Consider the following 14343-nt stretch of genomic DNA (forward strand, 5'->3'; position numbering starts at 1 on the left):
TCAGCTTGATCCTGTCCTCGATTTTTTTCGTGTCTGTCAGTGGATTTCGTGGCTAAAAACAGAAGGATTTTCCGACCATGAAATGGGAAGTCGTCATCGGTCTTGAGGTGCATGTGCAGCTCAACACCGTCTCCAAGATTTTCTCCGGCGCCAGCACCGCTTTTGGCGCCGAGCCCAATACCCAGGCCTCGCTGGTCGAGCTGGCGCTGCCGGGCGTATTGCCGGTGATGAACAAGGCCGTGGTGGATAAATCCATCCGCCTGGGCCTGGCGCTGGACGCCACCATCAACCAGAAGAACATTTTTGCCCGTAAAAACTACTTCTACCCCGACCTGCCCAAGGGTTACCAGATCAGCCAGATGGAGCTGCCCATCATCGAGCATGGCAAGCTGGCCATTCTGGTAGGCGAAGAAGAAAAGGTTATCCGCGTTACCCGCGCGCACATGGAAGAAGATGCCGGCAAATCGCTGCACGAAGACTTCCACGGCCTGTCGGGCATCGACCTGAACCGCGCTGGCACCCCGCTGCTGGAAGTGGTGTCCGAGCCGGACATGCGCTCGCCGGAAGAAGCCGTGGCCTACGCCAAGGCACTGCATACGCTGGTGACCTGGCTGGGTATTTGCGACGGCAACATGCAGGAAGGTAGCTTCCGCGTGGATGCCAACGTATCGGTGCGCCCGTTTGGCCAGGCCGAGTTCGGTACCCGCCGCGAGATCAAGAACCTGAACTCGTTCCGTTTTCTGGAGCAGGCCATCAAGTACGAGATCCAGTGGCAGATCGACACCATCGAAGATGGCGGCAAGATCCAGCAGGCTACCGTGCTGTTCGACCCCGATAGCGGCGAAACCCGCATGATGCGCAGCAAGGAAGACGCGCACGACTACCGCTACTTCCCGGACCCGGACTTGCTGCCGGTGCGTATCAGCAGCGAGCAAATCGATACCATCCGCGCGGCCATGCCGGAGCTGCCAGGCCAGATGAAGGCCCGCTTTGCCGAAGCCTTCGGCGTGTCGGCCTACGATGCGGCGCTGCTGACCAGCAGCTTGGCGCAGGCGCAGTATTTCGAAGCCGTGGCGAGCGCCACTGGCCAAGGCAAGCTGGCGGCCAACTGGGTAAACGGCGAAATCGCCGCGCGTCTGAACCGCGAAGGCCTGGACATCGCCGCCTGCCCGATCGCTGCCGAGCGTCTGGCCGGGCTGATCGTGCGCATTGCCGATGGTACGCTGTCCAACAAGCTAGCCAAGCAGGTGTTCGATGCGCTGTGGGAGTCCGACCTGGGCGCAGACGCCATCATCGAGCGCGACGGCCTGAAACAGGTGTCCGACGTGGGTGCCATCGAAAAGATGGTGGAAGAAGCCATTGCGGCCAACCCCAAGGCGGTGGAAGAGTTCCGTGCCGGCAAGGAAAAGGCGCTAAACGCGCTGGCAGGCCAGGTGATGAAAGCATCCAAAGGCAAAGCCAACCCCGCGCAGGTGCAGGACATCCTGAAGCAAAAGCTGACTCAAGCCTAGTTTCGATAAAATGCATTAAAAGCGGCACGCCCCAGGGCGTGCCGCTGTTTTTTGTGTGGTGAAAAACCGGGCATTGACAACAGTTCATACCTGTTCTGCAGATCATTTTGTAAGCCGCTGATTTCCCTTGCTTTCTGCCTTGTTGTATTCCGGTAAGTCTTTGTCGGCAAAGGCGAATTGTCCCATGGTGATGTTGACCGGGTAGAGCTGATTCCCTATAGTGGCGAAAAGTGGGGTGAAGTGGGTAATTGTGGGGCGACGGCTCCTAATTCCAGCACGGTGAAATATCCAATATGTTCGGCGGCGTAAGTCATATCTCTCTCGATGCCAAAGGGCGTCTGGCCATACCAGCCAGACACCGGGAGAGCCTGTTGTCTGCGTTTGGCCACCGTCTGGTCGTTACCCTCGAATCCTCCGATCACCTGCTGATTTACCCCGAACCCAACTGGAAGCCGGTTGAGCAACGCTTGCTGGCACTGCCCACCGGCAACCCTACGCTGAAACGCTATCAGCGCCTGGTGCTGGGCCATGCGGAAACACTGGAAATGGACGGCGCCGGCCGTATCTTGCTGCCTGCCAGGCTGCGCGAGCTGACCGGGCTGGACAAAGACGTGGCACTGGTGGGGATAGGAAACCGCTTTGAATTGTGGGATGCCCCCGAGTGGGACGCCCAAACGAACACCGCACTGGATATTGATCCTGCTGAGCTGGCTCAGCACCTTGGAGATTTCACACTTTGACCGACGCAGTATTTGCTCACCGCACGGTGTTGCTCGACGAGGCCGTAGCGGCACTGGCCATTCGCCCGGATGGCGTGTACGTCGACTGCACTTTCGGCCGCGGTGGCCACAGCCGGTTGATTTTGCAGCAGCTTGGCCCGCAGGGGCGGCTGATTGCTTTTGATAAAGACCCGGAAGCCATTGCGGTAGCCACCGCACTGGCTGCAGAAGACCCGCGTTTCAGTATCGTGCATAACGGTTTTGCCCACTTTGCCAGCGAGCTGGACGCCCTGGGCGTGCAGCAGGTAGATGGCGTACTGATGGATCTGGGGATTTCTTCCCCGCAAATTGATGACGGTCGCCGCGGTTTCAGCTTCCGTTTTGACGCGCCGCTGGACATGCGCATGGACACCACCCGCGGCCAGACGGCGGCGCAGTGGCTGGCCAGTGCTGACGAAGCGGACATAGCAGAGGTTATCAAGACATATGGTGAAGAGCGGTTTGCTCGCAAGATTGCAGCAGCCATTGTTGCGCAAAGGCTTGAACAGCCCCTCGAAACGACGCGTGAGCTCGCTGTCCTCGTTGGGAAAAACGTCCGTACTCGCGAACAAGGTCAAGACCCCGCGACGCGAACCTTCCAGGCGATAAGGATTTTTATCAACCGCGAGCTGGACGAGCTAAAAGACGTGCTGCCGCAAACTGTTTCGCGCCTGGCGCTGGCTGGCCGCCTGGCGGTGATCAGCTTCCATTCGCTGGAAGACCGCATTGTGAAGAACTTCGTGCGCGATGCCAGCACCACCGACACGCTGCCGTCCTGGGTGCCGGTGCGGGCCTGTGATATTGCCGAAGCGGCGATCAAGCCGGTAGGCAAGGCTATACGGGCTAGCGAGGCCGAGGTATCGGCCAACCCGCGCGCCCGCAGTGCCATCATGCGTGTGGCCGAGCGTACCGGCGGGCAGTGGCAGGGGGGCGTGTGAGCCTTAATAAGCTCAATGCAGTGCTGCTGCTGGTCGTGATTGGCTGTGCGGTGTCCGTGGTGACTTCGCAGCACGTATCACGCCGCTTGTATGGCGAGCTGGAAAAAGAACAAAAGCTGCAGCGCCAGTTGAACGTGGAATACGGCCAACTGCTGCTGGAGCAAAGTACCTGGGGTGCACACGCGCTGATTGAAAAATCGGCAGTGGCGCGCATGACCATGTTGACGCCTACACAGCGTCAGGTGCACGTGATTACACCGGAGGGGGTGCGATGAACCGCGTTTACACCCCGCCGATGCGCCAGCAGCTGAAGCAGCCCATGCGCTTGGCGCCGGGGCGAGTCACGGTCGTGCTGGTACTGCTGGGTTCCATGTTGCTGGCACTACTGACACGTGCGATTTACCTGCAAGTGGTGCAGCAAGACTTTTTGCAAAACCAGGGTGATGCGCGTTTTCGTCGCACGCTGCTGCTGGAGGCCAACCGTGGCGTAATTGCCGACCGTAACGGCGAGCCTTTGGCCATCAGCACGCCGGTGCAGTCTATCTGGGCGAGCCCGGTGGATATGAGCCCGGTGCCGGCCGCCAAGCTGGCTGCCCTGTCGAAGCTGCTGGAAATGCCGGTAGCCGAGCTGAGCGAAAAGTTTGCCGACAAAAAACGCGAATTTGTTTACCTGAAACGGCAGATCAGCCCGCAGCTGGCGCAGCAGGTGCTGGCGCTGGAAATCCCGGGGGTTGCCAAGCAGCAGGAATACCGCCGCTACTACCCCGCCGGCGAAATGCTGTCGCATGTTATCGGCTTTACCGGCGTGGATGGCAAGGGCCAGGAAGGCCTGGAGCTGACGCGCGAAAAAATGCTGGCTGGCAAGCACGGTAGCCGCACGGTACTGAAAGACCGCCGTGGCCATATCGTGGAAGACCTGGCAGTGATTGAGCCGCCGCGTGACGGCCAGACGCTGACGCTGTCCATCGACAAGCGTATCCAGTACCTGGCCTACCGCGAGCTGAGTGCTGCCATGGTGGCCAACAAGGCCAAGGCAGGGGGTGTCGTGGTGCTGGACGCGCAAACCGGCGAAGTGCTGGCCCTGGCCAATACCCCCTCGTACAACCCGAATAACCGCGCGGTGCTGGAGCCGGAAATGCGCCGCAACCGTGCGGTGGTAGACATGTTTGAGCCAGGTTCCACCATGAAACCGTTCCCGGTAGCCATGGTGCTGGACGCCGGCAAAATTACACCCAGTACCTGGTTTGATACGCGGCCCTACACGATAGGCCCGGCTGCGGTGCGCGATACGCACCCGAACCCGTCGCTGACGGTGACCGGCATTATCCAGAAGTCGTCCAACGTGGGCTCGTCCAAGATTGCGGCGATGTTCTCGCCGGAAGACATGTGGACGTTTTATCGCAAGTCGGGTTTTGGCCAGAGCCCGCAGTCCGGTTTTCCGGGTGAAAGCTCGGGCCGCCTGCGTGACTGGCAAGGCTGGCGGCCTATCGAGCAAGCCACCATGTCGTTTGGTTATGGTGTGACGGTAAGCCTGGTGCAACTGGCCCGGGCTTATACCATTTTTACCCACGATGGCGCGCTGTTGCCGCTGTCGTTTACCCGGTTGGCTGCGGCCAACCCTGGCCGCCCGGTGATTCGCCCGGATACGGCCAAAAAGATGCGCGACATGATGATTACCGTGACCGAAGAGGGCGGTACAGCGGTGCGTGCGCAGGTGCTGGGCTACCACGTGGGTGGCAAATCCGGTACCGCGCGCAAACTGGTGGGCGGGCGTTATGCAGCAGACAAGCACATTGGCTTGTTTGTCGGTTTTGCCCCCGCTACCAACCCGCGGCTGATTGTGGCGGTGATGATTGATGAGCCGGGCGCCGGTTATTACTACGGCGGCACGGTAGCAGGCCCTGCCTTCTCCAACATCATGGCGGGCAGTTTACGCATTCTGGGGGTCGAGCCTGACGCTCCCTCCAATAACACTCTGATTCCGGAACACAAGATTTCGGATGTGCGGGAAGAAACATGAAGACCACATTGATCGATTTGCCGGATTGGGACCCCGCCGCCTTGGCGGGTCTTGGCGTTTCCGTGGCACGCGTCGAGGCCGATAGCCGCCGCGTGTTCCCCGGCGACGTGTTCCTGGCATGCCGTGGTGAATACACCGACGGCCGCGACTTTATCGCGGCAGCCATCGAAAAAGGTGCCGCCGCCGTGGTGTGGGACCAGGACGACGCTTTCCAGTGGAACGCAGCCTGGCAAGTACCCAATCTGCCGGTAGCCCGCCTGCGCGAGCGCGCTGGCATTGTGGCGGCCCATGTGTACGCCTACCCCAGCCGTGACATGCAGGTGGTCGGTATCACTGGCACCAACGGTAAAACCTCCATTTCGCACTGGCTGGCGCAAGCGTATGCCCTGCTGGGCGAGAAAGCCGCGCTGATCGGTACCGTCGGCAACGGTTTTTACGGCCACCTTACCGAAACCACCCATACCACGCCCGACCCGATTACCGTGCAGCAGAAGCTGGCCGAGTACCGCCGTCAGGGCGCCAGCGTAGTGAGCATGGAAGTGTCCAGCCATGGCCTGGACCAGTACCGCGTCAACGGTGTGGAGTTCACCACCGCGGTGTTCACCAACCTCACTCGCGATCATCTGGACTACCACGGCAGCATGGCAGAGTACGGCGCGTCCAAAGCCAAACTGTTCCACTGGGAAGGCCTGAAGCACGCCGTCATCAATGCCGACGATGCCTTCGGCTGCCAGCTGGCTGCAGGCATCGATGCCAGCCGTACCCGCGTCATTACCTATGGCCTGGAGCAAGGCGACGTGCGCCCGCTGAGCCTGGCGGCCAACCTGGATGGCCTGCAGCTGAGCGTGACCACGCCATGGGGCGACGCCGACATCAAGAGCCCGCTGCTGGGCCGCTTCAATGCGGCCAACATGCTGGCCTGCCTGGCAGTAATGTGCGCCGGCGGCGTGCCGCTGGCCGACGCCGTGCGCGTGCTGGGCAAAATCCAGCCAGCGCGTGGCCGTATGCAGCGCATCGGCAACGGTCTGGAGCCGCTGGTGGTGGTGGACTACGCCCACACCCCTGACGCGCTGGAAAAAGCCCTGGCCACACTGGCCGAGATCCGCCCGCAGGGCAGCAAGCTGTTCTGCGTGTTCGGTTGCGGTGGCAACCGTGACAAGGGCAAGCGCCCGCTGATGGGCGGCATTGCCGAGAAAATTGCCGATGTGGCCGTAGTCACCAGCGATAACCCGCGCCTGGAAGAGCCGCAAGCCATTCTGGACGACATTCTGGCGGGCATGCAGCAGCCAGGCCACGTGGAAATCAGCCGCGAGGCCGCTATCCACTGGGCCGTATTGCAAGCCCGCATGGGCGATGTGGTGCTGATTGCCGGCAAGGGCCACGAGGAATACCAGGACATCGGCGGCGTGAAGCAGCCATTCTCCGATTTCCGCGTAGCCGAAGACGCGTTGACGCTATGGGGGGCTGCCCATGCTGATGCTCTCTGATGCCGCTCGTGTATTAGCCGGTCAGCTGCATGGCAGCGACGCCCGCTTTCAGCGCGTGGTAACCGATAGCCGCGCCGTGCAAGCCGGCGACCTGTTTGTGGCGCTGGTAGGCGAGAAGTTCGACGCGCACGATTTTGTACCCGATGTACTGGCCAAAGGCGCCCACGCGCTGGTAAGCCGCGACGTGGCAGGGCAGGGCAACACCATCCGCGTAGCCGATACCCGCCTGGCGCTGGGCACGTTGGCCGCAGACTGGTGCGCGCGCCTGGCGGTGAAGCGCATCGGCATTACCGGCTCCAACGGCAAGACCACGGTGAAAGAAATGGTCGCCGCCATTCTGCGCGCGCACGCTGGCGACGCCGCCGTGCACGCCACCGCCGGTAACTTCAACAACGATATCGGCTTGCCGCTGACCCTGCTGGGCCTGACGACCGCCCACCGTTATGCGGTGATCGAAATGGGCATGAACCATTTTGGCGAGATTCGTTACCTTACCGGCCTGGCGCGCCCGCAAGTAGCCATGGTGAACAACGCCATGCGCGCCCATCTGGGCGGTGGTTTTGACAGCACTGCCGACATTGCCCGCGCCAAGAGTGAAATCTTCGAAGGGTTGGCCGCAGACGGTGTGGCGGTACTGAACGCTGACGACGCGCAGCTGGCCATTTTCGACGCCGCTGCCGCCGGCCACGCGCAGCTGCGCTTTGGTCTGGGCGCTGCGGCCAACGTAACCGCCCGTGACATCCAGCTGGGTGTGGGCGAGTGCCGCTTTGTACTGGTTTGTCCACAGGGCGAGCAGGCCATCAACCTGCCGGCTGCCGGCGAGCACAATGTGCGCAACGCGCTGGCCGCCGCTGCGGTGGCGCTGGCGCTGCAAGTGCCGCTGGCGGATATCGCCGCGGGTCTGGCCGCCTTTGGTGGCGTGAAGGGCCGCCTGCAGCTGAAGCAGGCCGCCTGCGGTGCCACCGTTATCGATGACACCTACAACGCCAACCCCGATTCCATGAAAGCCGGTATCGACGTGCTGGCCGCCTACCCCGCGCCGCGGGTGTTCGTGATGGGCCAGATCGGCGAGCTGGGCGATACCGCACCGCAGCTGCACGCCGAAGTGGGGGCGCATGCCCGTGCCCGTGGCATCGAGCACCTGCTGTGCCACGGCGAGCTGGCGCGCCATGCGGCGGCAGCTTATGGCGAGGGTGGCGAGTATTTTGACGATTTCGACGCTTTGCTGGCGCGGCTGGGTGGGGTGGTATCGCCAGCCAGCACTGTGCTGGTGAAAGGGTCGCGCTTCATGCAGATGGAGCGTGTGGTTGCCGCGCTGGTAACACCTCAACAACAAGAACAAGGAAAGGGCTGACCGGTGCTGCTGCTACTGGCTGATCTGCTGCGCGAACATATCCGCGCTTTTAATGTACTGAACTATGTCACCCTGCGTGCGGTGATGGCGGCGCTGACATCGCTGGCCATCTCGCTGTGGATGGGCCCGTGGGTGATTCGCAAGCTCACCGAGCTGAAAGTAGGCCAAGCCGTGCGCAAGGACGGCCCGCAGACCCACCTGGTGAAAACCGGTACCCCCACCATGGGCGGCACGCTGATCCTGCTGGCCATGACCGTAACCACGCTGCTGTGGGCCGACTTGTCCAACCAGTACGTGTGGCTGCTGTTGGCCGTCACGCTGGGTACTGGCGCGCTGGGCTTTTACGACGACTGGCGCAAGGTGGTGTACAAGGACCCGAATGGCGTATCCGCCCGTTTCAAAATGGCCTGGCAATCCAGCATTGCCATTGCCGCAGGCGTGTTCCTGATTACCACGGCCAAGCTGCCGGCTTCTACCGAATTCATCGTGCCGTTCTTCAAGAACGTGATCTACCCGCTGGGTGGCATCGGCTTCTGCGTACTGACCTACTTCGTGATTGTCGGCACCTCCAACTCGGTGAACCTTACCGACGGCCTGGATGGCCTGGCCGCGCTGCCCGTGGTGCTGGTAGCGGCGGGCTTGTCCATTTTTGCCTACGTGGCCGGCCACGCGGTGTTTTCCAAGTATCTGGGCATGCCTTTCGTGCCAGGCGCGCACGAGGTGGTGGTGTTCTGTGCGGCCATCTGTGGCGCCTGCCTGGGCTTCTTGTGGTTCAACGCTTACCCCGCGCAAGTGTTCATGGGTGATGTTGGCGCGCTGGCGCTGGGTGCCGCGCTGGGTACGGTGGCCGTGATCGTGCGCCAGGAAATCGTGCTGCTGATCATGGGCGGCCTGTTCGTGATGGAAGCGCTGTCGGTGATGATTCAGGTGGCGTCGTTCAAGCTTACCGGCAAGCGCGTGTTCCGCATGGCCCCGCTGCACCATCACTACGAACTGAAAGGCTGGAAAGAGACCCAGGTTGTGGTGCGCTTCTGGATTGTCACCATGATGCTGGTGCTGGCCGGTCTGGCCACCCTGAAACTGCGTTAAGGAAACCACGTGATGCGATTCGACAACCGCCACATTATCGTTATCGGCTTGGGCGACACCGGCGTTTCTGCCGCGCGCTGGCTGCTGGCGCATGGCGCGCGCGTCACGATAGCCGATAGCCGCGACAAACCGGCCAATGCGGCCAACGTGGCCGCCGAGCTGGGCGTGGCGCTGCGCCTGGGCGCGTTCGATGCACAGACCTTTGCCGACGCCGACATGCTGATGGTGAGCCCGGGTGTCAGCATTCGCACCTCGGCAATTGCCGATTTTGCCCGCCGTGGCGGCGAAGTGGTGGGTGATGTAGAGCTCTGGGCGCGGGCCATTGCCGGCAGCGGTGCCAAGGTTATCGCCATTACCGGCTCCAACGGCAAAAGTACCGTTACCAGCCTGGTGGGCCACCTGTGCGAGGCGGCCGGCCAGGACACCGTGGTGTGCGGCAATATCGGCCTGCCGGTGCTGGACGCGCTGTCGCAGCGCGAAGCCGCCGGCAAGCAGCCCGACGTATGGGTGGTGGAACTGTCCAGTTTTCAGCTGGAAACCACCACCAGCCTGCGTGCCGACGCCGCCAGCGTGCTGAATATTTCCGAAGACCATCTGGATCGCTACAACGACCTGCTGGACTACGCGCACAGCAAAACGGCCATCTTTGCCGGTAGCGGTGTGCAGGTGCTGAACCGCGACGACGCATTCTGCCGCGCCATGGTGCGTGCCGGCCGCCGCGTGGCCTGGTTCTCGCTGCGCGAGGCGGCAGATTACGCACTGCAACAGACGGATGGCTGCTACCTGCTTACCATCGCCGGCTCGCCGGTGTTCGATAGCGCAGAGATGCAGCTGCAAGGCTTGCACAATGCGGCCAACGCGCTGGCGGCGCTGGCGCTGACCGAAGCTATTGACCTGCCGCGCGAGGCCTTGCTGGCTGCGCTGCGCAGCTTCCGTGGCCTGGCGCACCGTGTGGAATACGTGGACGAGTTCGGCGGTGTGATGTTCATCGACGACTCCAAAGGCACCAATGTGGGTGCGACCGAAGCGGCATTGAACGGCATGACCCGCCCGGTGGTGCTGATCGCCGGTGGCGATGGCAAGGGGCAGGACTTTGCCCCGCTGGCGCCAGCCTGCCAGCGCATTGCCCGCGCCGTGGTGCTGATTGGTCGTGACGCACATGCTATCCACACCGCGCTGGCTGGCAGCAGCGTACCGCTGCACCGCTGCAGCACACTGGAAGAAGCAACGCGCCTGGCAGCAAGCCTGGCTCAGGCTGGCGACGTGGTATTGCTGTCGCCCGCCTGCGCCAGCCTGGATATGTTCAAGAATTATGCGCACCGTGCCCAGGTATTTGTGGAAACGGTTGCGGCGGTCAAGGTGGGGACAACAGCCTGATGAGCAGTGTTAGCCGGCGCCATCACCATGCAGCCCCCGTCACCGTGCTGGACGAAGCACTGATGTGGGCGATCACCCTGTTGCTGTCTATCAGCCTGGTGATGGTGTACTCGGCGTCGATTGCGTATGCCGAGGCGGATGCGGCCACCAACAACCCCTATTTCTACCTGTTTCGCCACATGATCTTCATGACCATTGGCCTGGCAGGCGCAGGGGTGACCTTTCTGGTGCCTACCCGTATCTGGCAGCAATATGCGGGCAAGTTTTTCCTGTTTGCCGGTTTTCTGCTGGTGCTGGTGTTGATACCCGGCATTGGCAAGGTGGTAAACGGCTCGCGGCGCTGGATCAACCTGGGTGTGCTGAACCTGCAGCCGTCCGAAGTGATGAAGTTGGCCGCCGTGATTTATGCCGCCGACTACACGGTACGCAAAGCCGCCAAGCTGCACAGTGTGCGCGAAGGGTTTTTGCCGATACTGGTGGCCATTGTGGCCGTGGCCATGCTGCTGCTGCTGGAACCAGACTTTGGCGCGCTGATGGTGGTGATGAGCATCACCATGGGCATTGTGTTTCTGGGCGGGATCAACCTGCGCATCTTTGCCGGCCTGGCGCTGATGGCAGTGTGTGCGGTGGTGGTGCTGATCATTACCTCGCCGTATCGCCTGAAGCGGGTACTGGGTTTTCTGGACCCGTGGGACGACCCGTATGGCAAAGGCTATCAGCTCAGCCATTCTCTCATCGCCATCGGCCGTGGCGAGTGGCTGGGTGTGGGGCTGGGCGGTAGCGTGGAAAAGCTGTTTTACCTGCCGGAGGCACATACCGACTTCATCATGGCGGTGATTTCGGAAGAGTTCGGCTTTGTGGGTATCTGTGTGGTGCTGGGCTTGTATGCCTGGATTGTGCGCCGCGCCTTCCACATTGGTACCGAGTCCAAACAGCTGGAGCGTTATTACCAGTCGCTGGTGGCGCAAGGGATTGGCATCTGGCTGGGGGTGCAAACCTTCTTTAACGTGGGCGTGAACATGGGTTTGCTGCCCACCAAGGGCCTGACCCTGCCGCTGATGTCGTTTGGTGGCTCGGCCATGCTGTGCAACCTGGCCTCGCTGGCGGTGCTGTTGCGAGTGGATTATGAAAATCGCCGGCTGATGCGCGGCTTTAAAGTGTAAAGCCGGGTATCCGGCAAGGGCGGCCAAGGTTGGCCGCAAAGCAAGACAACGTAGATGGGCAGCGTGCCCGGTAACAAGAGAAGTGAAACGATGGCAAAGCGTACAGTGATGGTGATGGCAGCAGGTACCGGTGGGCATATTGTCCCGGGCATCGCCGTTGCACGCGAACTGGAAAGCCGTGGCTGGAAAGTACTGTGGGTGGGTACCGAGCGCGGCATGGAAAACAAGCTGGTGCCGCCTACCGGTTTCGAGCTGATTCGCCTGGCTTTCCACGGCGTCCGTGGCAAAGGGGCGTTGGGTTCGGTCAAAGGCGTCTTCCAGCTGGTGGCGGCGTTTGTCCGCAGCCTGGTGCTGATGTTCCAGCACCGCCCGGACGTGGTCTTGGGCATGGGCGGCTATGTGTGCCTGCCTACCGGCCTGGCCGCGGCGCTGCTGTGGAAACCGCTGGTGATGGTAAATGCTGATGCCGGCTTGTTGTTAAGCAATAAGGCCTTGCTGCCTTTCGCGGATCATCTGGCTTGTGGTTTTGATGGCGAAGCGGCGCGCAGTGTGAAGAAGTCGGTGGTGACCGGCAACCCGGTACGCCGCGAAATTGAAGACCTGCCGCCACCCGCGCAGCGCTTTGCTGGCCGTAGCGGCCCGCTGCAGGTACTGGTAGTAGGCGGTAGCCTGGGTGCCAAGGTGCTGAACGACACGCTGCCGGCTGCGCTGGCGCTGTTGCCAGCGGGCCAGCGCCCGCAGCTGGTCCACCAGACCGGTGACAAGAATTTTGCCGCAGTGCAGGCAGCGTATGAAGCGGCCGGGCTGCAAGTTGGCCGCGATGTGACGCTGCTGCCGTTTATCGATGACATGCCGGCGCGCCTGGCGGCTTGCGACGTGATTGTGTGCCGGGCTGGCGCCATTACCATCAGCGAGCTGTGCGCAGCGGGTGTGGCCAGCGTACTGGTGCCACTGGTGGTGAGCACTACCTCGCACCAGCGTGATAACGCGGCCTGGATGGCGGCAGCACAGGCAGCCATCCATGTACCGCAACAAGACATGAGCCCGCCACAGCTGGCAGCACTGCTGGGCGGTTTGCAGCGCAGCCAGCTACAACAGCTGGCCGAGCGTGCCAAGGGGCTGGCCAAGCCCGGTGCGGCCCGTGCCGTCGCCGATTTGTGCCAGGCACTGGCTGATCAGGATTAAGTAACTGCCGCCGTGTGGCGGGCAGTGGGTGAGAAGAACGATGAAACATAGAGTCAAACACATTCATTTTGTCGGTATCGGCGGCGTCGGCATGTGCGGCATTGCCGAGGTGTTGCTGAACCTGGGCTACACCGTGTCCGGCTCCGACATGGCCGACAACACGGCGACCAAACGCCTGGCCGAGCAAGGCGCGCATATCTACTTTGGCCACGACGCTACCTATATCAAGGGCGCCGATGTGGTGGTGACGTCTACGGCGGTAAAAGCCGATAACCCGGAAGTACGCGAAGCACAGGCGCACCATATTCCGGTGATCCCGCGCGCCATGATGCTGGCCGAGCTGATGCGCTTCAAACAGGGCATCGCCATTGCCGGCACCCACGGCAAAACCACCACCACCAGCCTGACCGCTTCGGTGCTGGGTGCCGCGGGCCTGGACCCTACCTTCGTGATTGGCGGCAAGCTGACCGCTGCCGGCACCAACGCCCGCCTGGGTAGCGGTGAGTATCTGGTGGCCGAAGCCGACGAATCGGACGCGTCTTTCCTGTACCTGCAGCCGGTGATGTCGGTGGTGACCAATATCGACGCCGACCACATGGACACCTACGACCACAGCTTCGACAAGCTCAAGCAGGCCTTTGTGGATTTCATCCACCACCTGCCGTTTTATGGCCGTGCGGTGCTGTGCGTAGACGACGAACACGTGCGCAGCATTGTGCCGCAGCTGAAAAAGCCGGTAACCACCTACGGCCTGGACGACAGCGCCGACGTGTATGCGGCCAACCTGGTAGCCGATGCTGGCCAGATGCACTTTGACGTGGTGGTGAAGGCAGAAGGCCTGCGCTTCCCGGTCACCCTGAATATGCCTGGCCGCCATAACGTACTGAACGCACTGGCCGCGACCGTGATCGGCCTGGAGTGCGGTGCCGAGATCGACGCCATCCAGAAAGGCCTGGCCGAGTTTGCCGGTGTGGGCCGCCGCTTCCAGCGTTACGGCGAGCTGCCGGCCAAGGATGGTGGCAGCTACACCCTGATCGACGACTACGGCCACCACCCGGTGGAAATGGCCGCCACGTTGGCCGCAGTGCGGGGTGCCTTCCCCGAGAAGCGCCTGGTGCTGGCCTTCCAGCCGCACCGCTACAGCCGCACCCGCGACCTGTTTGAAGACTTTGTGAAAGTGCTGGGCCGCGTGGATGCCCTGCTGCTGGCCGAAGTGTACGCCGCCGGCGAAGCACCGATTGTGGCCGCCGATGGCCGCGCCCTGGCGCGTGCCGTGCGCGTAGGCGGCAAGGTAGAGCCGCTGTTCGTGGAACAGATTACCGATATGCAGCAAGCCATTACCGATATGGCGCGTGATGGCGACGTGGTGATCACCATGGGTGCCGGGTCGATTGGTGGTATCCCCGCCAAACTGGTAGCGGCCGCCAAGGCCTGACAGATAGCATTCCGCGCCCACGCGGT

General features: G+C 62.0%; 12 protein-coding genes. All 12 read left to right on the forward strand.

The genetic code is table 11. The features are described 5' to 3' along the window. Positions 1-77 precede the first annotated feature (77 nt). The gene (gene gatB / locus FLQ44_RS15355; protein ID WP_147695114.1) at positions 78-1511 is read left to right on the forward strand and encodes an Asp-tRNA(Asn)/Glu-tRNA(Gln) amidotransferase subunit GatB; all 1434 of its coding nucleotides are present in this window, start codon (positions 78-80) and stop codon (positions 1509-1511) included. Positions 1512-1804: 293 nt separating this feature from the next. Continuing rightward, positions 1805-2251 (forward strand): division/cell wall cluster transcriptional repressor MraZ, encoded by a 447-nt coding sequence (gene mraZ, locus FLQ44_RS15360; protein ID WP_147695115.1) that lies wholly within the window; start codon positions 1805-1807, stop codon positions 2249-2251. After that, a complete protein-coding gene (gene rsmH / locus FLQ44_RS15365; RefSeq protein ID WP_147695116.1) occupies positions 2248-3207 on the forward strand; it encodes a 16S rRNA (cytosine(1402)-N(4))-methyltransferase RsmH in 960 nt (319 codons plus the stop codon). The genes mraZ and rsmH overlap by 4 nt, the downstream gene beginning before the upstream one ends. Beyond that, positions 3204-3482 carry a cell division protein FtsL gene (gene ftsL, locus FLQ44_RS15370; RefSeq protein ID WP_147695117.1) on the forward strand — a complete coding sequence of 93 codons (279 nt, stop codon included), beginning with the start codon at positions 3204-3206 and terminating at the stop codon, positions 3480-3482. The genes rsmH and ftsL overlap by 4 nt, the downstream gene beginning before the upstream one ends. Continuing rightward, positions 3479-5227, forward strand: a complete 1749-nt coding sequence (locus tag FLQ44_RS15375) for a peptidoglycan D,D-transpeptidase FtsI family protein (RefSeq protein ID WP_147695118.1) — start codon at positions 3479-3481, stop codon at positions 5225-5227. Before ftsL ends, FLQ44_RS15375 begins: the two co-directional genes overlap by 4 nt. Next, positions 5224-6714, forward strand: coding sequence for a UDP-N-acetylmuramoyl-L-alanyl-D-glutamate--2,6-diaminopimelate ligase (locus tag FLQ44_RS15380; protein WP_147695119.1), 1491 nt, complete (start codon positions 5224-5226; stop codon positions 6712-6714). The genes FLQ44_RS15375 and FLQ44_RS15380 overlap by 4 nt, the downstream gene beginning before the upstream one ends. Beyond that, positions 6698-8068, forward strand: coding sequence for a UDP-N-acetylmuramoyl-tripeptide--D-alanyl-D-alanine ligase (locus FLQ44_RS15385; RefSeq protein WP_147695120.1), 1371 nt, complete (start codon positions 6698-6700; stop codon positions 8066-8068). The genes FLQ44_RS15380 and FLQ44_RS15385 overlap by 17 nt, the downstream gene beginning before the upstream one ends. A 6-nt stretch (positions 8069-8074) precedes the next feature. Continuing rightward, positions 8075-9157 (forward strand): phospho-N-acetylmuramoyl-pentapeptide-transferase, encoded by a 1083-nt coding sequence (mraY, locus tag FLQ44_RS15390; protein ID WP_439144937.1) that lies wholly within the window; start codon positions 8075-8077, stop codon positions 9155-9157. Positions 9158-9169: 12 nt separating this feature from the next. Then, the gene (gene murD, locus FLQ44_RS15395; protein WP_147695265.1) at positions 9170-10534 is read left to right on the forward strand and encodes a UDP-N-acetylmuramoyl-L-alanine--D-glutamate ligase; all 1365 of its coding nucleotides are present in this window, start codon (positions 9170-9172) and stop codon (positions 10532-10534) included. Continuing rightward, positions 10534-11697, forward strand: coding sequence for a putative lipid II flippase FtsW (gene ftsW / locus FLQ44_RS15400; protein ID WP_147695122.1), 1164 nt, complete (start codon positions 10534-10536; stop codon positions 11695-11697). Before murD ends, ftsW begins: the two co-directional genes overlap by 1 nt. Positions 11698-11787: 90 nt before the next feature. Then, positions 11788-12882: an undecaprenyldiphospho-muramoylpentapeptide beta-N-acetylglucosaminyltransferase gene (gene murG, locus FLQ44_RS15405; protein ID WP_147695123.1), complete on the forward strand. Its 1095-nt coding sequence runs from the start codon at positions 11788-11790 to the stop codon at positions 12880-12882. Between the two features lie 40 nt (positions 12883-12922). After that, the gene (murC, locus tag FLQ44_RS15410) at positions 12923-14317 is read left to right on the forward strand and encodes a UDP-N-acetylmuramate--L-alanine ligase (RefSeq protein WP_147695124.1); all 1395 of its coding nucleotides are present in this window, start codon (positions 12923-12925) and stop codon (positions 14315-14317) included. The last annotated feature ends 26 nt before the right edge of the window (positions 14318-14343 follow it).

The sequence above is a fragment of the Vogesella mureinivorans genome, from assembly GCF_007644035.1.
GTDB lineage: Bacteria > Pseudomonadota > Gammaproteobacteria > Burkholderiales > Chromobacteriaceae > Vogesella > Vogesella mureinivorans.